At 44.5% G+C, this 19100-nt stretch carries 15 protein-coding genes and 1 pseudogene; 10 read left to right on the top strand and 6 right to left on the bottom strand.

Translation table 11 applies throughout. The features are described 5' to 3' along the window. The first annotated feature begins 16 nt into the window (after nt 1-16). The 3 genes from ACJJIQ_RS07800 to ACJJIQ_RS07790 all read left to right on the top strand — a co-directional run bounded on the left by ACJJIQ_RS07800 (nt 17) and on the right by ACJJIQ_RS07790 (nt 2096). Nucleotides 17-667 carry a dihydrofolate reductase family protein gene (locus tag ACJJIQ_RS07800; RefSeq protein ID WP_444908265.1) on the top strand — a complete coding sequence of 217 codons (651 nt, stop codon included), beginning with the start codon at nt 17-19 and terminating at the stop codon, nt 665-667. 230 nt (nt 668-897) lie between these two features. Continuing rightward, the gene (locus ACJJIQ_RS07795; RefSeq protein ID WP_444908264.1) at nt 898-1380 is read left to right on the top strand and encodes a VOC family protein; all 483 of its coding nucleotides are present in this window, start codon (nt 898-900) and stop codon (nt 1378-1380) included. 191 nt (nt 1381-1571) lie between these two features. Continuing rightward, nucleotides 1572-2096: a dihydrofolate reductase family protein gene (locus tag ACJJIQ_RS07790; RefSeq protein WP_445364226.1), complete on the top strand. Its 525-nt coding sequence runs from the start codon at nt 1572-1574 to the stop codon at nt 2094-2096. A 76-nt stretch (nt 2097-2172) separates the two neighbouring features. Here ACJJIQ_RS07790 and ACJJIQ_RS07785 read toward each other — a convergent pair whose 3' ends face one another. The 3 genes from ACJJIQ_RS07785 to ACJJIQ_RS07775 all read right to left on the bottom strand — a co-directional run bounded on the left by ACJJIQ_RS07785 (nt 2173) and on the right by ACJJIQ_RS07775 (nt 6119). After that, nucleotides 2173-2559, bottom strand: coding sequence for a DUF427 domain-containing protein (locus ACJJIQ_RS07785; RefSeq protein ID WP_445364225.1), 387 nt, complete (start codon nt 2557-2559; stop codon nt 2173-2175). A gap of 537 nt (nt 2560-3096) precedes the next feature. Further along, nucleotides 3097-4086: a hypothetical protein gene (locus ACJJIQ_RS07780; protein ID WP_413661984.1), complete on the bottom strand. Its 990-nt coding sequence runs from the start codon at nt 4084-4086 to the stop codon at nt 3097-3099. Nucleotides 4087-4694: 608 nt separating this feature from the next. After that, nucleotides 4695-6119 carry a serine hydrolase domain-containing protein gene (locus ACJJIQ_RS07775; RefSeq protein ID WP_445364224.1) on the bottom strand — a complete coding sequence of 475 codons (1425 nt, stop codon included), beginning with the start codon at nt 6117-6119 and terminating at the stop codon, nt 4695-4697. Between the two features lie 1854 nt (nt 6120-7973). Here ACJJIQ_RS07775 and ACJJIQ_RS07770 point away from each other — a divergent pair. Both ACJJIQ_RS07770 and ACJJIQ_RS07765 read left to right on the top strand, forming a co-directional pair. Beyond that, the gene (locus tag ACJJIQ_RS07770) at nt 7974-8870 is read left to right on the top strand and encodes a peroxiredoxin family protein (protein ID WP_445364223.1); all 897 of its coding nucleotides are present in this window, start codon (nt 7974-7976) and stop codon (nt 8868-8870) included. A gap of 302 nt (nt 8871-9172) precedes the next feature. Continuing rightward, entirely contained in the window at nt 9173-9922 is a 750-nt protein-coding gene (locus ACJJIQ_RS07765; protein ID WP_413661989.1) for an alpha/beta hydrolase family protein, read from the top strand. A gap of 147 nt (nt 9923-10069) precedes the next feature. On the opposite strand, the gene ACJJIQ_RS07760 is transcribed toward ACJJIQ_RS07765, so the two are convergent. Beyond that, nucleotides 10070-10963 carry a LysR family transcriptional regulator gene (locus ACJJIQ_RS07760; protein WP_413661990.1) on the bottom strand — a complete coding sequence of 298 codons (894 nt, stop codon included), beginning with the start codon at nt 10961-10963 and terminating at the stop codon, nt 10070-10072. A 192-nt stretch (nt 10964-11155) separates the two neighbouring features. Between ACJJIQ_RS07760 and ACJJIQ_RS07755 the strand changes: the two genes are divergently transcribed. Beyond that, on the top strand, nt 11156-11818 hold the full coding sequence (locus ACJJIQ_RS07755; protein ID WP_413661991.1) for a peroxiredoxin-like family protein: 663 nt from the start codon (nt 11156-11158) through the stop codon (nt 11816-11818). Nucleotides 11819-11926: 108 nt separating this feature from the next. Further along, entirely contained in the window at nt 11927-12493 is a 567-nt protein-coding gene (locus tag ACJJIQ_RS07750) for a carboxymuconolactone decarboxylase family protein (protein ID WP_282932840.1), read from the top strand. A 343-nt stretch (nt 12494-12836) separates the two neighbouring features. Here ACJJIQ_RS07750 and ACJJIQ_RS07745 read toward each other — a convergent pair whose 3' ends face one another. Both ACJJIQ_RS07745 and ACJJIQ_RS07740 read right to left on the bottom strand, forming a co-directional pair. Then, on the bottom strand, nt 12837-13787 hold the full coding sequence (locus ACJJIQ_RS07745; RefSeq protein WP_445364222.1) for an IS5 family transposase: 951 nt from the start codon (nt 13785-13787) through the stop codon (nt 12837-12839). A gap of 122 nt (nt 13788-13909) precedes the next feature. Beyond that, nucleotides 13910-14803, bottom strand: a complete 894-nt coding sequence (locus ACJJIQ_RS07740; protein WP_445364221.1) for an enoyl-CoA hydratase/isomerase family protein — start codon at nt 14801-14803, stop codon at nt 13910-13912. 666 nt (nt 14804-15469) lie between these two features. On the opposite strand from ACJJIQ_RS07740, the pseudogene ACJJIQ_RS07735 reads away from it, so the two are divergent. From ACJJIQ_RS07735 to ACJJIQ_RS07725, 3 genes and pseudogenes are all read left to right on the top strand, one after another. Then, nucleotides 15470-15634 (top strand): annotated as a pseudogene (locus ACJJIQ_RS07735) (IS3 family transposase); the annotation flags it as partial. Nucleotides 15635-16506: 872 nt separating this feature from the next. Further along, nucleotides 16507-17262, top strand: coding sequence for a tyrosine-type recombinase/integrase (locus tag ACJJIQ_RS07730; RefSeq protein WP_445364220.1), 756 nt, complete (start codon nt 16507-16509; stop codon nt 17260-17262). A 320-nt stretch (nt 17263-17582) separates the two neighbouring features. Beyond that, nucleotides 17583-19082, top strand: a complete 1500-nt coding sequence (locus tag ACJJIQ_RS07725) for an SIR2 family protein (protein WP_445364219.1) — start codon at nt 17583-17585, stop codon at nt 19080-19082. Nucleotides 19083-19100: the final 18 nt, after the last annotated feature.

The raw sequence follows: 19100 nt of genomic DNA, 5'->3' as shown, positions 1-19100 counted from the left end.
CAACAGGGAAGAACTTGTGCGAAAAATAATTGTAAACACGTTTATTAGCCTGGATGGTGTGATGCAGGCCCCTGGCGGCCCGGAAGAGGACTCTTCAGGGGGCTTTGAGCTTGGTGGATGGGTAGCTTCCTATTTTGATGAAGGTGTTGGTGAATTCATGGGCAATGTGTTCGCAGCGCCATTTGAGTTACTACTTGGCCATCGGACTCACAATATTTTCGCTGCGCATTGGCCAAAAGTTGCTGCTGACCCTCCGCCTGAGGGTGTTGATGAAAGTGAAATCCAGCTGGCCAAAAAAATCGACGGTACAACACGATACGTGGCTTCTCGCACGAAACCTGAGTTTACTTGGGAAGGCAGCGAGTGGCTGGGGAATGACCCAATCTCGAGGCTTCGTGCAATCAAGGCTAGCAATGGCCCTGATTTGTTGGTTCCAGGCAGTGCTGACTTTATTCAAACTCTACTCAAAGCGGACTTAATTGATCAGTTTAAATTACTGCTTTTTCCTTTGGTCCTGGGTAACGGGAAACATCTTTTCGGTTCAGGTGTGATCCCTACAGCGTTCCATGTACAGCAAGCCATAACGACAAATAGCGGTGTAATTTGTGTGACCTATGTTCGAGGCGGAAGTATCACGACTGGCGATTTCTCCCTGCAACGAGAGTAGGGCCGGCAGTCTAAGCGCAATTTGGGATAGATAAGCAGAGATAGGAACTCGAAAGTTATGGAGCCCATCACTGACTTGGTATTCAAGGAAAGCTGCGCACATTATGCCGATACGCTCAGCAGTAAGATCAGATCTGGAACGCCCACCAGATGTCCCGACATAACTATCAATGCCAGAGCCTTTCAGCAGAGTAAGTATTCGACCCGTTTAAATCCCAAGGAGATATCAAAATGACAGAACTCGTTACCTGTCTTTGGTTCGACTACGGCGAAGCAAAGAAAGCGGCGGAATTCTACGCAGCAACTTTTCCCAACAGTCATGTCGACCGTGTTAATACGGCTGCCGCTGACTACCCCGGCGGCCATGAGGGCAGTGAGCTAACTGTTGAATTGACTGTCCTCGGGCGCAAGTTTATAGGACTGAATGGCGGCCCAAATTTTACTCCGAATGAATCGGTCAGTTTTATGGTTATTACCGAAAACCAGGAAGAAACTGACCGTTACTGGAATGCGATTGTGGATAACGGTGGGCAAGAGAGCGCCTGCGGTTGGTGTAAGGATCGCTGGGGCCATTCGTGGCAAATTACGCCAAAACTGTTACTCGATCTTACAACGAACCCCGACCGTAACAAGGCAAAACGCGCCTTTACCGCGATGATGACCATGAGAAAGATCGATATTGCGACAATTCAAGCTGCGACAAATTCGGTTTGAAGTAACAGATAGATATCGCGAAAGAATATTTGAACTACGCATGGCCAAACCGCCTCGGAAGCCCAGAGCTACTAGCGCAAGGCCTTAACAAGCTGAGTGACACTGCCCTCATCAAGCTCAGTCCCAACAGACAATACAAGAGACAAATACATGAGGATCAGATTGTGAGACGGTTAGTGGTTTGGAATGTGATGTCGTTGGACGGCTGCTTTGAAGGTACCGCTCCGTGGTCATTGGACCATCACGCAACAGTGTGGGGCGACGAATTAGAAGCCTTCTCTCTTCGACAGGGTGATGAAATCGGCACCTTGCTATTCGGATGTCGCACCTATAAAGGGATGGCCGATTATTGGCAAAACGAAACTGGGGCGATTGCGGACATGATGAACTCGCTTGAAAAAGCCGTCATCTCTCGCACGCTGGAAACCGCCAATTGGTCAAATACTCGTCTACTGAAAGGCGAGGCGGCCGAACATGTTCGCGCGCTGAAAAAAGAGACCGGGAAGAGGGATATCTTCGTATTTGGTAGTTCGAATCTTGTAGCTACTCTGCTCAGAGAGGGTCTAGTAGACGAGTACCGGATATGCCTAGCACCTATCGTACTTGGAGCTGGTTCACCTCTCTTCAAGCCTGACGGCATCCAGAAAAATTTTGAGCTGATGCGGGCAGATACCCTTGAAATGGGCGGAGTGGTCCTTCGCTACAAGTGCCTATAAAAGGGCGGAGTGTTATTGCAACCAGGTTCTAGGCATGGTTTGTATCATTAACCTAAAAGAGTCTATGGGAAGAGGGTCATGATGAAGTTCCAACTTCTTCGATTGCCACTTGATCCGGATAAAAGGCAATACGCCCGTTGATCACCCCGGCAAAGTCAAAAGCAGCTTCATAGGCCCATGCAATAGCCTCTCCGCTATCATCGATTGAGAAGTAGCTGGCATCGCCTTTCAGTGGGCAATAGCTTGTCTTTCCCTCTATAAGGGAGAGGGGAGCAAGAACATCTTCTTTTGGGAAATAGAATACGGGGTCGAGCATATCTTTTGCGAGTTCTGTAACTCTCAAAGCATTACTACTCTCGGCAATCACCTTGCCACCACGACGCACACGCACTGTCCTAGGCACAATCTTGGCGCGCATAAGGTGTCGGGGTTCTTTCGGGTTGTGGATTGTGTTACTAGACATCGTAACTTCTGGATAGAGCATTGATCTTTCCTTTCAAGGTATTAGCGATTAGCGGGCCGCATTTATCCAAATAGAGATACACACTTATAAGAGTAAGCGAACAGCGAGCCTTCATGTCCCCTCACTTGGCCTCAATAGTTAGCGCTGATACGACCTTCGATGCATAAATTGTGGACGATTGCCGCCGAATTACGAACTTTCCAAATCCCGTTGAAACAATAGGGTTGGCATGGTCACGACTGATTTTGATGGTAACAACTGCATCGCACGCGTTAGCCAACTCCCTAAAGTACCTCTCCAATTCCAGCGATAAAATCCTAGGTAGTAACAGTGTAAATTGTTACCGTGTACTCGGCGTACGGGAAGTGGTGACCAATATCAACCAATCCTTCACCAATCACGGACTTGCCAGAGCATCTACACCCCAAACATAGAAACCCTTGGGTCCCGGGGACAGTTCTCTGATTTCGGGATAGGACCCCAAATTGCAGGAAACGTAATCGTCTCTATTAATTCGACTGCCCCCTGGGTTTTCCTTTAATGATTAAGTAGGCTTGGGTGTACTTTTCGTTTACCTACCATTCCTGTTATAACTCTCCCAACTTCCTGCTCAGAGGGTAATTGTGCTACGTCATACGCAAACCATGCCACTGAGTCCGCATTTTCCACCGCTTTCACCTCAGTGAGCTCTGCCATAAGAGTTGCCGCTGCATCTTGTCCGCGTAACTGATTGAATGCCTGCTGTACAACAAGCTTGAATGCTTGTTCATGGGTTTTACCACTGTCCTGATGGAACTTCATCCATATAGCGCCACCTTCACTAATAGCTTTATCCAATTTATCCGCGATGCCTTCATCATTGAAATATTTATGATCCACGGTTTGCGCATATTTATGTGTTCCTTCATGGATCAGAGTAACAATGCAGAATACCTCACCTTTCTCCCAAATTTTACTAAAACTCAAGCAGATAGGGTTTTGATTGGGCTTCATAAAGCTCCCTCCCTTAAGTTGCCCTCCACCAGCCCATGACAACTTACAGAAGTTTGAAATTGATCTGCCCCAACTTTCCGTAAAGGGCACAAACACAAACCCGGCCGCATTTTTCGAAGGGTCCTCAATACCAAATGGATATCCTATCGTCGATATGGTAGAGCATTGAACCTTACACAAGGTGGGCATCATTTTTACATCCGCACACTCCACATCACCACTCAAGCCTATCTGGGTTTTACTGAGTTTTTGAAGTATCGCATTTACACAATTTGAATATCTTTGTGGCGGGCAATCCATAGGAAGGCCGAAGTAGTAGGAGACTAAATTTTTAAACTTATCAGGAACCTTATCAGGGTATGTAATCGCTACAGTGCACATATCTATCGCTCGTTTTAAGATAGTCTGTGCTTCATCCAGCCAGTTTTCGAGTGATTTTTTGACCTTCGTTTGAAAAAGTATCGGCGAATTATCCTCTACCAACACGGTAAAACTCACTTCCCGGTTGATACTGCGGCTCACTATTTTTGTCATAATTATTCTCCTGCCTTTTCCTGCTACTTTCAGCGATGGAATCCACTGTTTCTGCTCTGATGCCAAACCAGAGCAAAATAGAATATATAATATTACTTAGCACGACTGTACATTAATATTCTTGAAATCATTCAGGAATAGCACTTCTTAACAATCCACCTCGGATTAAAATTTCCTAATGTGTCTTGCAATAATTCTTCTGGAAATTACTCATAGATTAATATTGCGGAGGGATTGAGGCAGTTCGCAGTATTTTGAGTCACTTTAACTGATTTTTACTGATTTTTAACTGGGCTAGTAATTACTGAACGTCGGCCACTACGAAACCCTGCCTAATCCAGCCCAATTAAGATGTGGTATTGATAAATCAATTTGCAGCAATGATCTGACTGACATAAAAAATCTCAATTTATCAATAAGTTAAACTGTTTCGTCCAATATTCCCCTAGGCTGCACTTACTAAAAAGGGAGAAGGAAAGATACACCGCGCTTCGGACCCTATGAGGCATGGGTGCCGATTAGGAGCTTACAAGGATGTATTCTCAGCGTGTCTCGAGTGCGATGTATTCTTTCCTTCCACCCCAGTAGTAACTAACTGACCATTCAAACTAGGGCAGTCGCTTATAGGAATAAGCTTTTCCACCTTGACGAAGAATAAACGAGCGGGCAGGGCTCGTATCGCCCTCCTCAAACTCTATAGTCAACCCTGGAACCATCTTCGATGCATAGATTGTGGACGATTGCGGTCGAATTACGAATTCTCCATATTCCGCTGAAACTATAAGACCTGTATAGCCGCGGCTGATTTCGACAATATCATCTGTTCCGTGCCCATAGCGCCCGACACCTCTCAAAAGCACCTCCTCTGGTAAAGTGATGAAGTCTGGGACAGGGACAACCTTAGTAGATACTGTCTGCTCGGGGTTCAAGAAGTGATGACCAATATCATCCAGCCCTTCACCGCTGGCAGTATCTGCCAAGGCAACAACACCCGCTCTCCGCACTGGGTTAAAACCCATAAATGTACGCGATCCGTCACTGCTGCCATTGGACCAATAGTAAGTCTCTCCATTGGTGGTTGTCCTGCGCCAACCCAGGGCCATACGAGTGATATCACTGCCTCCCGGCCTATCAATTGACAGCATTAGTCGCGATGCTGCAACCAAATCCTTAGGGCCTCGACCGTTGATAAACAAGTCTAGAAGTGTGAGGAGATCGCTGGCTGTAGATCGTAAACCGCCAGCCGGCGAGAGCACCCCATCGCTTGTTGGGCCGATCGGGCTGAGATAGAAGTCATGGCCTTGAGCTCGCCGAGCAGACTTCTTGGGATCATCCTCTAAAGTGGTATCACTTAGCCCTAAAGGTCCCGTCACACGCTCTCGCAATATCGTTGCAAAAGAGCGGCCTTCCTTCAAAGCAAGTCCTTGACCTAAGAGCCCAAAAGCCAGGTTTGAATAGCTGAATTGAGTACCCGGGCTAGCTTTCAGATGATAGCTTGGCAAGCCACTATAGAGCTGCTCAAAGGAGTAACCAGCGTACTTATTGGGCGCATCGGGCGCCGATGCAGCAAGATTATTTGGTCTTAGAGGAAGAGAGGCAGCATGGGTAGCCAGGTCGGCGAGAGTGATTTGTTGCCCTTCAAAAGTTGGAGCTTTTACACCGGCTGGTACGTAATCCTGGAGAGGATCATCGAGTTGCACTCTCTTATGTACAACTTCAACAGCCAATAGCAAGGCCGTAAATATCTTAGTTAACGACGCAATTTCAAAAATCGTATCGTCCCCTAGTTGATAAGTATCCTTGGCTTCAGGCACTCGGACAGTAAAAATTTTACGATCAGAAAAATTTAGGGTACCTGCAACTGCTGCATGTGCCGCGTGTTGCTTAAGAATACGATGGCGAATGAGACGTTGAAAATCATCATCATCATTCACCGGTTGACTTGATAAAGCATCTAAAGCGATGAGTGGTCGAGGGACAGCAAATATAGAGGTAGCTCCAAGAAATAATTTTGTGAAATCACGTCGTTCCATGGCAATCAGAACCTATCAATAACTTTCCAGAATTCAGTTGGCAAAATTTGACTATCAGAAAGGCATATAAGTTCCTGTGATAGATACGCTGATCACTAACAGAGATAAACGCATTTAGGGCAAACGGAGCCTAATGGAGGATAAGCAGAACTATGGAGCTGGTGGAGCTGGTGGAGCTGGTGGAGCAACCAGTAAAGTTAGAACAGTTAGATTCTCAAAAAGATCTACTGCCAATAACCTGTGATGCTGAATAAAGAGGCTCAGGGGATAACCGAGCTTTTTACACTAGTAAAGCGAGTTTACACTCCTGAAAACCTCGTCCTTATGAGGCTATTCTCCAGCTGGTAACTGTCGTAGATGGAAGATTAGGATGGCCCGAAAAGTTAAGGGCCCGTCTTCTGCGTTATCTATAAATAAAAAAATAGTTTGGAGTGTATGAGGCCACACCAAACATCTATAGCCCTTCCTAACGGCATTATTAAATTTATACGATTATGCCAAGGATGTGGAGGATAAAACGCTGATTAAAAACATTATCCTTTTTTTTAATAAAATTTCTATGGTTACTAACGACCGTAGAACTGCTATAGCGATTGATTTAAGAATTTATATCTCTGTGTTGCTACTCAGACAGAGCTGCTTCAGTCTCGAAGTCCTTTGAAAGTGGCATTGAAAAAATGGCCCTTAAATCAGGAAAGGGAAGTACGCGGTTTTACTGCTGGTTACGTAATAACTCGTAATCTTATTTTTCACTCCATTTTATATATTACTGCCTATCAAATTGGTACATTGGACTCACTACTCTCACTGTCAAGCACAACGAAAAAGGAAATTTTGATGTTGAATCTTAAAACTTTACCGAGTCAGAACGGTAATTCTTGCGCCGCTCACTGTACCGAGATCGCAGTGTCAGGATTTGATCTCCGTGCGCCAAGGCCACAGAGTTTTGTGGAAGACACTCTGTGGCGCGCTATCAAATGGCAGAATGGGGACCTACCTCCGATGCCAAACGGTGCCGACCATCCCTTAGTGGCGGCCAACAATAGTTCACCGATGCGTGTGCGAAACTATGTGAATACCCAGTGCCCTGGGCGTACCGGTCGGATTTTATATGACGCGACCCAGAAAGACATGTGCCTTCAATTCGCGCAGCCGGGCAATAGAGTTGATTATAATGCGTTGTTTACAAATCTCATACAGCCAGCTAGTAATGGGGGAATGCCGAGGAACTTGCTTACCGACACCTATTACAATTGCGCTTTTATGATGTTTCGAGGCCCTTCCCCTGGGTCTGCTCATGAAATGGGTTTCCATAATATCCTGGTTGCCAAGGATGGGACCACAGTCAAATATTATAACCCGAATGAAGATCAACCAGTTTGGAGGGCTGATATTGGATGGCGAACGTTGCGTCATCAAAACGCTGGAAGGCATAGTTACGTTTGGAGTGGTATTGCAATCGAAATCACCTAGCAGTTAATGTTTGATGATGCGATCATTAGTATGGATCATGGGGTTTATCCTTGGTTTTGCTTTTAGGTTTAGGCACTTTCATCAAAACCGGTAAACCCTTCTTATTCAAGACGATCTGTCAGATCGTGGTCTGATCTTGTCTACATCTTTACACCTTCTTCCAGCTTACTAGCTCCTTTATTTGTTAAGAAATACTAAAATCCTGCTAGAACTGAGTGTAAGTTACTCATGCCAGCCACTACTAATAGATCGATAAAATAAATCCGATTGTATCCGTTTTCGCAACATTATTTCTCTATTTGAACTAATTATTGAGTCAATGTGATGTACTAGGATAGATCGCAAGTTTTGGACATTAACCCAACGCTTCAGGAGCTTGAAATGAAAGCAAAACTTATTTTACCAATGATTCTATTAAACATGCTTGGCGGAGTAGGGTCCGGCATCATGATCTATATGTCTGGCGGCGATCCGGTTTGGGTCGGCGCACTTTTAGCGACCCTACCTTTACCATTTTTCTTGATGGTCTTAACAAACGTGTTCAGCATTTCAAGAACATCAGAAAGGCTGCCAGTTATTCAAGCCGTTAACTTTTTAGGAGTTGCACTGGTTGCTTATTCAACTTATTCGAACCAGGCTCCAATGTCCTTGTCTCAGTACGTTCCTATTGCAGCTGCTGCCCTGGGCTTCGTATCCCTTCATTGGTATGTCTGGTCATTCTCCGTTTACAACCGCAGAAAGAGCAAGGCCATATCAAAAGGCCAAAAACTGCCTGAAATGAACTTTAATCGATTAGATAAATCGGCTGTGTCTTCCACTTCTTTTGACGAATCTAAAACACTATTAGTGTTCTTTAGAGCCAACTGGTGCCCATTTTGTATGAACCAGTTAAAAGAAGTGAAGAAGTATGCTGAGACACTTAAGCAATATGATGTGAAGGTAAAGTTTATCTCTAACCAAGGCTACGATAACTCAAGGAAGTTAGCCGACAAGCTTGACCTACCTGGTCATTTTGAAATTCTTCAAGATGACAACTTAATGGGTGCTAAAGCCCTAGGCATTGAAGATATTGACGGTTCCCCTGCAGGAATGCCTGGGTACCCTAAGGATACCGTTATGGCCACAGTGATAGCACTGAATGAAGATGGTACGGTTATATTCGGTGATGAGACCGACAATTATCGGAGACGCCCAGACCCGACAACGTTTCTGTATGTTTTTGAAGGCTCAAAGCCGCAGACTTTAGATGCTAACCCAACTCTCAAAGGTACCGCCTAGTGAGGTAAAATATCAATCTCTCATAGAGCTTATCGATAGGCCCATGAAGAGTGAAAGATAACTGTCTAGCTAGCAATATTGTCGCAGGCCTGAACCTGGATTAAGTAAATGCCTTAGAACAACCAATATGGATTATATAAAGCCTGAAGATTCTATCGATGCCTAAGCAAATACAGGTCTACCTTATATCAGTTGACATATAAAAAACTATCACATATTCACATACCCCTTTCTATGATAGACAGGGGTTTTTCCTTGTTGAGATTAGAGTATTCTATAAGTAATTGAAATTGGAGAACGTCATGGAGTTTAACTTCCCAAATCGTGATGGCGTAGAATTAAAGGGTAAGTTAGAAGAATCTGCTGGAATCCCAAAGGCTTATGCAATTTTTGCACATTGCTTTACTTGCTCAAAAGATATTATTGCAGCAAGCAATATTTGTAAGTCATTAACGAGTAAAGGAATATCAGTATTAAGGTTTGACTTCACTGGATTGGGTAATAGTGATGGAGATTTTTCCAATACTAATTTTTCATCCAATGTTGAAGATTTACTTAGTGCTTACAGTGAAATCGAAAACCGCTTCGAGGCACCAAAATTGTTAATTGGGCATAGTTTTGGAGGTGCTGCCGTTTTGAAAGCCGCTGGTATGATAAAGACAGCTAAAGCTGTTGTTACTATAGCTGCCCCAAGTGATGTTAAACACATCCAGCATATGTTTAAAGAGGAACTCGATAGCATCAATAAAACAGGTCAGGCAAGAGTGGTTCTGGCTGGCCGAGAGTTTACGCTAAAGAAGCAATTCATTGATGATATAAATGAAGCAGACGTCTTGGTTAACCTTAAGGAATTAAGGAAAGCGCTGCTAGTAATGCATTCACCACTAGACAGCACTGTTTCAATTGAGCATGCGGCGAAAATATTCGCTGCTGCGAACCATCCTAAAAGTTTTATTTCTTTAGACAAAGCCGATCATTTGCTTATGAAAAAAGCAGATGCTGAATATGTCGGTAATGTTATTGGAGCCTGGGTTCAAAGATACATTAATTAATATCGGATGTTACAGAGAGTAATATCGAACTTTGAAGCCTTGCAACAGTAAAGAACCGCCAACTATCGAGAGCTGGGCAGTAAAGAACAATAGAAACAGCACTAGTTGGAATTTAGGTTGCTCCTAGTCCACCTAGTAATCCGGGGCTTAACTCAGTTCCTTTTTTAGAAACTCGATAAAGACTCTGGTCTTTGCCGGCATCGCTCGACCACTGGGAATCAGTGCGCTAACAGGCGGTCCTGGAACTGCTTTCTCTGGGAATAACTCAACAACTTCACTATTTTGAACAGAAAAGCCAAGCGCTTTATCATATACCTGAGCTATTCCCATACCGGCTACCACTGCGTCAATCAGAGTTCGTCCATCTCTGAATATTGCTAGCGGTGAGGGGGAAAATTCAGTAATTGGGCCTCCATCTTCTTGGAACAACCAGCCTCTCAATTTTCCTGTAGGTGCACGGAAAACAAGAGAATCATGCTCCTTTAAATCTTCCAAAGTCTTTGGCATACCCTTTTGTGAAAGATATTCAGGTGAAGCGCACAGGATACGTCTGGTTTCACATATTTTTTTTGCGATAAAAGAACTATCTTCCAGTTCACCAATCCTCACGACGACATCCCATTCACCTCTAATAGCGTCCTCTAGACTGTCTGAAAGAGAGACCTCGACCGTAACCTTGGGATGCAACTGCGTGAACCCCTTCAAAGCACTGACAATAGTTCGGCCTATGCCTATTGGCAAATTGATACGCAATCGTCCAGCAGGCTCATCCTTCCTGGCATGCAGTAAAAGCCTGGCCTCATTGATTGTTTCTAACGCATGTTTTGCGGCATCTAGAAATATTTTGCCTTCTTCTGTCAGCCTGATACTTCGTGTGGTTCTGTTGAATAGCTTAAGACCCAATTCCTCCTCAAGCTTCTTCACTGCCTTACCAGCGCCTGATTTGGTTGAGTTCAATGATGCCGCCGCTTTTGTAAAGCTTCCATGTTCGGCAACAGCAATAAATACAACTATTTCGTTCAAATGGGCTTGTTGAAACACAGATTGTGTCCCCAATGGATACAATGAGTATCAAAATAGCATGTTTATAGCGCAAATCAAAGTAACTAATCTTCCCAATAGTGGTTTGGCGTAAGTACCTGCATAGAGACCAATTGGAGAATTAGCCAGGTCACATCGAAGGCTTACCCAAAGCTCGCGCTTCCAAACTTTAAACCATTAGAGGAATAGGTTATGTCTCTTCAAGACAAACTAGATGCTTTCAAAGAAGTATTTAAACAACAGGCCCCGGAAGGAGCATTTGAAGCCTTTGCCAGATCATCCAGGGAATTGGCTGCTAGTGGCCAAGTTGAACGTTCGATTAAAGTAGGGGAGAAAGTCCCATACTTTACATTGCCAGATTCAGAAGGTAACGACCTTGTCCTGGAAGAACTCCTTGCCAAAGGGCCCGTTATTCTAACGTTCTATCGAGGCGTGTGGTGCCCGTACTGCAATATTGAGCTGCAAGCGTTAGAAGAAGTTGCTGCAGAGATCAAAGCGCGTGGCGCAACCCTGGTTGCTATTTCCATGCAAGGGCCCGCTGAAAGCCGCAAATCTCAGAGGGATAACAAGCTAAGCTTCCCAATTCTGACTGATCAAAGTGGAAAGCTTGCTGAAGAGTTTGGTATCCGCTGGACATTACAACCTTATGTAATTGAGTTCCACAAGGTGTTCAAAGTCGAACTCCCGACCATCCATCGTGACGGCGCGTGGAACTTACCTATGCCTGCAAGATATGTCATAGATACCGATGGAACAATCGCATATGCGGAGGTGAATCCTGACTATACACGTCGCCCCGAACCCAGCGACTTATTTCCCGTACTTGAAAAGCTCAGTCAGTCTACAACTGCATAGTATGTAAACACCTCCACCTCTTTAGCGCTGACTAGCGCCAAAGAGGTGGAAGCACTCAATGTAAATCGATATCGAGCACCGTAAAACCCAACTTATATGGTAAGACTCATGGTCAATTTTACACGTTACACAATTGAAACAGCACCAGAAGCCTCTAAGCCCACTCTAGAAGCCGCTAAAAAGAAAATGGGATTTGTACCCAATCTAATGGCAACCATGGCCGAATCACCTGTAATGGTGGAGAGCTACCTAACACTTATGGGATTATTCGATAAATCTCGCTTGAGCGAAACGGAGCGAGAGATAATCCTGATGACAAACAGCCGCCTAAACGGTTGCACCTACTGCATGGCTGCGCATACCGCAGTTTGCAAAATGGCCGGTGTAGATGAAAATGTAATCAAGGCTCTGCGTAGCGGTAAAACACTCGATGACCCTAAACTCGAAGCGCTCCGAGCATTCAGTGTCATTATCAATGAGAAACGTGGATGGGCTACAGAAGAGGAAGTTGAGGCGTTTCTTGCAGCAGGTTATACGAAAGAGACGGTTCTAGAGGTGATAGTTGGAACTAGCCTAAAAGTACTCTCGAATTACTCTACCCACAATCTGAATGTCAGTCTCGATGATGCGTTTTTGCCAATGGCTTGGAGTAAGGATATGGATTCAAATGGTTGAGCGTAACAGCAAATAAACAACATGTATCCGATTCATGCGTCCAATCAAGACTGGGCCTTGGGAAGAGGGCGGCTGTCCAGATCAAGTCTGAACTACTACAGATAAGAACCCCACTGATTCACCAAAGTAATGAGGCCCATATAGCCACTATGGGCCTCTACTACATTGTCCGAGATATATTCGTGGTATCTAAGGACCCTCTGATCAACGAAGCATTTTTCTAGAATTAAGCTAAACTGCTTGAAAAATTCACTTTATTACGCACAAATGTGTAATTTTCGCGTAATAGTCCCCTAATTTTTCATCTGAAACCCTCAGTAGGCGGGTTTCAGGCGAACCACCCCTAGGCAGCCAAGTATTTTCTCCCTATTAATAAGTTGGTAAAGCCTGCCAGTAAGCACAGCCTCTCAGTATTCTTTAGCAGTCCCCGATAGCGGACCTTGTCATAACCAAATACCCGTTTGATGTAGCGGAAGGGGTGCTCAACCTTCGCTCTTATCTGCGCCTTGATCTTTTCCGCTTTACGAAGTGCATCACGCCCTGGAAGAGTTTTTAGCTTGCTCGGCTTCATTGCTATATACCAATCCGCCTCCCGGTCTTTCAACTCTTCACGTTTCTCCGCACCAATGTACCCAGAGTCTCCCCAGATTCTTTTCTCCTCCCCGTGGAGAACTCGCTCTGTTGTTGTGACATCATGCGAATTCGCTGATGTTGTATCTATGCTATGTATTACTCCAAGCACATCATCAACCCCGATATGCATTTTCATTCCAAAATGCCACTGATTGCCTTTCTTTGTTTGATGCATTTCCGGATCACGTTCTTTCTTTTCATTCTTAGTTGAAGTTGGCGCAGAGATAATAGTGGCATCTACAATCGTGCCTTCACGCAGTACCATGCCATTCTCAGCAAGATGTTTGTTGATTTCATCAAAAAGAGCTGCACCTAGCTGATTGAGCTCCAGTAAGTGGCGAAAGTTAAGAATCGTTGTTTCATCGGGAATTGGGTTACTCAAAGTCAATCCAGCAAAACTACGCATGGATTCAATTTCATACAGTGCATCTTCCATAGCGGGATCACTGAGATTGTAAAATAGCTGCATGCAATGAATACGAAGCATGACACTCAATGGATATGGCTGTCGGCCACGTTTGCCTTGTGGGTAACAAGGAGTGATCTGAGCTTCTAGTCGCTGCCATGGAATGAGGGTTTCCATTTGAGAAAGAAACTTCTCTCGGCGAGTTATACGGCGCTTTAGCTTATATTCTGCTTCGGCAAAGGTGACTTGGTGCATAATTCATCGTAGTCTTGATGGGTAGGTGAATATTACCAAATTGACTCAGAATTATTCAGAGGTTCCCTAAGCCCCTAAACAATATATCCTCTTGAATACAGCCTTCTTTTGGCTTATTACAATTACTCCATTTCGCTACGAATAATGCCGGGCGTTTTGGCTTGTCCTCGCACTCGGTCAGGATGATCGCGCTCGTTAAAGCGCCTCAAGCCTTCGGATAGCTCTGCTCTGGATTCAGAGTCGCTGAATAATCGGTTGAAGCACTCAGCCTCAATTCGTAGACCTTCATCAAGATCCTTTCCATAACCACGAATGGCGGCTTCTTTATCAGAGTGAATCGCTGGCTGGGGAAGGGTAGAGATATACTGTGCTAACTCAACGGCACGACCTAATGCGGCTCCCTTTGGCACCACTTCGTTGGCCAATCCAATGCGATAAGCTTCTTCAGCATTAATAACTTTTCCCGTGATGATTAACTCCAGCGCTCGCCCCATACCAACAATACGCGGCAAACGCTGAGTACCACCATCGGCTAAGCCGATATTCCAACGACGACAAGTCATTCCAAAGGATGCGTGTTCTTCTACAATCCGCATATCAGCAAAACATGCCCACTCAAAGCCACCCGCATAAGCAATTCCGTTCACAGCCGCAATGATAGGCTTATAAATATCGGTCCAGCGGGATGGACCGATAATACCTGGAGCTTCACCTCGATTATGTCGGGCAATATCAGCGGGTTCTACAGGACATAAAACAGCCACGTCAGGATCGGGGTGATTGGTGGGTTCAGTTGCAGCAAGATTGCTTTTCAAATCACCCCCTGCACAAAATGCAGAATCGCCAGCACCGGTGATTACCGCAACTTTTGCTCCGTCATCGGTACGAAAGCGATCGAATGCATCCACCAGCTCACGGTGAGCGCGAGTACCAATACAGTTCTTAACCTCTGGACGGTTAAAAGTAACGATGGCTACAGGGCCAATTTGCTCGTATTTAATATGATGATATTCCATGTCATAAGACCTTTATCATGTGGCGTCGAAGTAATATCTGGAATCTAGCCTTGAGCTGTCAATCTCATTCGGTACTCGTTTACTGCCCGTATTGATTGGAGTCCTCTTCATCACTAGCAGTAATTATTTGGTATTGGTGTAGAATTAATTCTGGCATCTTATACAGAAAGACTACCATAGCCTAAATGCGCTTGTTATCTTAAGTTGCCCGCCAGGCTGGTATGCCAGACGCTTTAATACCACGTTTAATTATCCGGAATTGCCTACGCATAGGCCTCTCTAAATCATTTTGACCAATACTTGACGCAATAGGAATGATCCACGCAGTATTCCGCAAATGCTTTTAAAGGGAGCAGGTGTGACTGTCAAAATGCCCATAAATGTAACACTTAAGTCATTTCCGCTCGCACCGGTCTATACGGCCAGCATGGTGGTAGTAAACCCCCTTTCTGAGTTTTCTACGCTTGAGCTGAACCCCCTGATTATCCGATTTTATATCATACTGCCTAGCAAGGCATGGAAAGCAAGCTTCGGATAGAGTGAGTGTGCACCCATAAGTTGGCGTGTTCGTCCCCCCATAAGTTGTCGCAGTTAGGGACCGAAAGGGCTATGACTCACAAAACGACCGGTAAATGAGTCATAGATCCAAGTTTTATGGCTCATAGAGAATGGATACCCTCTCGCGGTTACACCTCTATCACAGAAGCGAGCCGAGACATCAGCCATTACTTGATGACTTACTACAACTGGGAGCGTCCCCACCAACGCAATGACGGATTACCTCCCGCAAAAGCGGAAGAAAAATTTAACTTACTATCCGGAAATAGTTGACCACTACACAGCCACCTATTAGAGAGAAAAGCTCAGGGCTTTCTATATTGGCTAACGAAACTTTACCAGCTTCATGAAACGGTACTCAGGCCGAGTTTAGCTGCCGCAGGCTCCTAACCGATAACCTAAAAACTATCACACTGACACGTGTCAATGCCCCAATTTTTTCGCCGGAGCTGCCAGCCTGCAAATGCTACAACCCTCTACCCAACAGTTTTGCAGTCGAGTTATAACTTGAAAGTCAAGTTAACAGCTGGCGATTTTGCGTGCGGATTTTAAGTTGATTTCAAGGTTAGGGGCTATTTCTGCAAGTTCAATTTGTCTGCGGTACTCTCGTGGAAATTCTCATTTCTTATGGAGGCTGAGGCGATGATGGCTTTATTTGGTCAACTGATTGCGGGGCTTTTTCGCTACTTTAAGGTCGGCAGGGGCAACCCTGGACAGGGCGGGGGGGCCGCGCCGCAGGTGGTGTTCTCTTACTCTCATTTTTGCGGTAACCCGGGCAGATATGCCAATAATTCGCGGCACTGAATACCGGGCTCGTGGGCGCTGGTATTTTGCACTTAACGTGCAATTACGGGTTGACGCCAAATAGGAAGTTTCTTTGTATTTCAGTGGGTTAGCGGATACAGGTCCAGCTGGAGGCATCGAAGCTGGTGGAGCTCTCCTCATGGACGCAAGGCTGGTACCTTACCCCTGAAAACTTACGCACTGACACGTGTCAGTGCCCCAATTTTTCCGGTGGAGTTGTCTGCCAGTAAACATTCCCATCAGGGCCCGGTTTTGCTAGCTTTGAGCTAATCAGATGGCGCATTAATAACCATTATCACAGGTACAAGATATGGTGCATTTGTGATAATCAGGGGAAACCTATGGCTAGAACTAGACCTGTGAATAGGTTGAAGTCTGTCACTGTGACTGGCTCAGGACAGGCTGAGATCGTGGAGCAGCCTAAGCAGCTGGCTCATATCCTGTGGGCAGCTTCGCGGGGCGATACAGGGAAGCGGAATGTAGCTCTCATTTGGATGTTATTTGGTAGCGGACTAAGGATCAATGAAGTAGCACAGCTAAAAATTGGGGATATATACCACCCAACAGGTGAGCTAAAGCTAGCTTTTAGGCTGCCTGGAACATATACCAAGACAGGGAAGCCTCGTACGGTATACCTTTTGGTTCCACAGCAGAGAGCTGCACTAGAGGATCTTAGGGCTCAGCGCATAGAGGATCGTGTAATGCTTAGTGAAGATGGGGCTTTTGCTGGGCTTGCACCAGATAGTCCCGTATTTCTATCTCTGAAAGGCAAACAGTGGCGCAAGCTATCTTTCAATTTCAAGAAATACCCAGATGCCGATGGAAATATAAAAACAACTCTGGTGTGTGGTTCACTCGAAAACCTTGCGCGAGACCTTATAAAGCAAGCCGGAATTCATGGCGGATCAAGTCATAGTGGGCGACGTAGCCTAGCAAGCTGGATGGACCGCAAGGGGTTTGACCTTGAGTTAATTCAAAATATTTTGGGTCATACCTCAGCAGATATGACCCTAATTTACATAGATCCTTGGGAAAAACGTATACAGTCTGCATTCAGACGGACTTGTTTCGGTGTTCAATTGCCGAATTTTGGATAAATGCAAAAAATAGGTGATGATACTTGCAGGGTGTTCAATGAACACATATATTGATCTCTACAGGGTGTACTATGAACACTAACCAATAGCTTGGAAGGACAACGTGACACCCAATGAAGAGTTAAGAATGATTATGGCAACAATCCCTCTAAAGCAGGAAAGAGTTGCCGAGCTTTTGGAACCAACAAGCCTTGATACAGTTAAAGGCTGGTGCGCTGATCCTAGAAGTTCTAGATATAGAAATATGCCCCCAACAATGTTGAGGTTGTTGAAGTTTGAGCTTCGGGATCGAGGGTTAATCAAGGAGTAAGAATAAGAATATGAATATTCGCGAATTTATAAATCAATATAGAAATCATCCAGTTCTATTTATTGGTGCGGGCATCAGCCTCCGATACTTGGTAAACTCGTACACTTGGGACGGCTTGCTCAAGTACATCGCCACAGAGATAACAGGCAATGCAGAGTTTTATCTAGATATCAAATCACAATGCCAAATTGATGGCAAATACGACTTTGCGATGATTGCGACAAAGCTTGAACATGAGTTCAATAACACCTTGAGTGCGGACCGGAACGGTAAGTTCAAAGATGTAAACGATTTCTTTTATGAAGAAATGGAGAAGGAAAATAACTTGAGCCGCTTCAAGATTTTTATTTCTCATCTGATAAGTAATCTTGATTATCGTGAGGAAATGAAAGATGAAATTGCAGAGTTAAAGAAAATTCGCAAAAATATCGGCTCAGTGATCACGACTAATTATGACCAGCTAGTAGAGGATGTTTTTGGCTTTCAGCCGCTGGTGGGGAATGATATATTACTAAGTAACCCATACGGCTCTGTCTATAAAATTCACGGTTGTCACACTGACCCAGCTAAAGTGATTATTACTGCAGACGACTACACTAAATTCAATAATAAGTACGAACTTATCCGGGCCCAACTGCTTTCTATTTTCATTCATAATCCAATCATATTTATGGGGTATGGTATTGGTGACGAAAATATTAAAAGTTTACTAAAAACTGTATTCACTTACGTTGAGCCAAACTCAGAAGATGCGGAGCGTATCAGGAATAATTTCCTGTTGGTTGAATATGAAAAAGATTCCATGTCACACGAGATTTGTGAGCATGATATCGATCTTGAGGGTTTTTCAACTATTCGTATTAACAAGGTTAAAACGGATGATTTTGTAGAAATTTATAAGGCGCTGTCTGATTTAAATCTACCTGTTTCTGCCATGGATATCCGAAAAGTTCAAGGCATCGTGAAAGAGATTTACTCCGGCGGAAACATAAAGGTAAATATAACTGAAGATCTTGACTCGCTAAGTAATAGTGAAAAAATCCTAGCAATCGGTTCAAGCAAATCGATTACATACACACACCAAGATACATCAGGGATGATGAGTAATTATTTTAGTATCATTGATGAGGCTAATATTCAGTTATTAAAGTTGATTAACGAGATCAAGATCGCATCTACTCAGTGGTTCCCTATATTTGGGTTCCATAAAATATGCCCTTTAATAGAAAAAGCTGAAGAGCTGAAGGCTCAGCAGAAAAGCAAGTTGAATGCATATTTAGATAACCTGAATGGTAATGTTAAATCTACTCACGCTAGCGTTCAAGCTATTCAAGATGACGAGCAGATATCATGCGCAAACAAAGTTAGTGCCGTCATTTGGTCTGTATCTAATGGTAACTTGGATCTTGATGACGTGGCGAGTTTCTTGCAGGGTATGCAGAATAAGAAAGATACGCATTACAGGCGGTTGTTATGTGCGTACGATTTACGAAAGTATGGAGAGGAGTAGAAAAAATTAGTGGCAACA

Source organism: Microbulbifer maximicatervae (SeqCode) (assembly GCF_052468295.1).
This window is presented reverse-complemented; position numbering and strand designations above follow the sequence as displayed.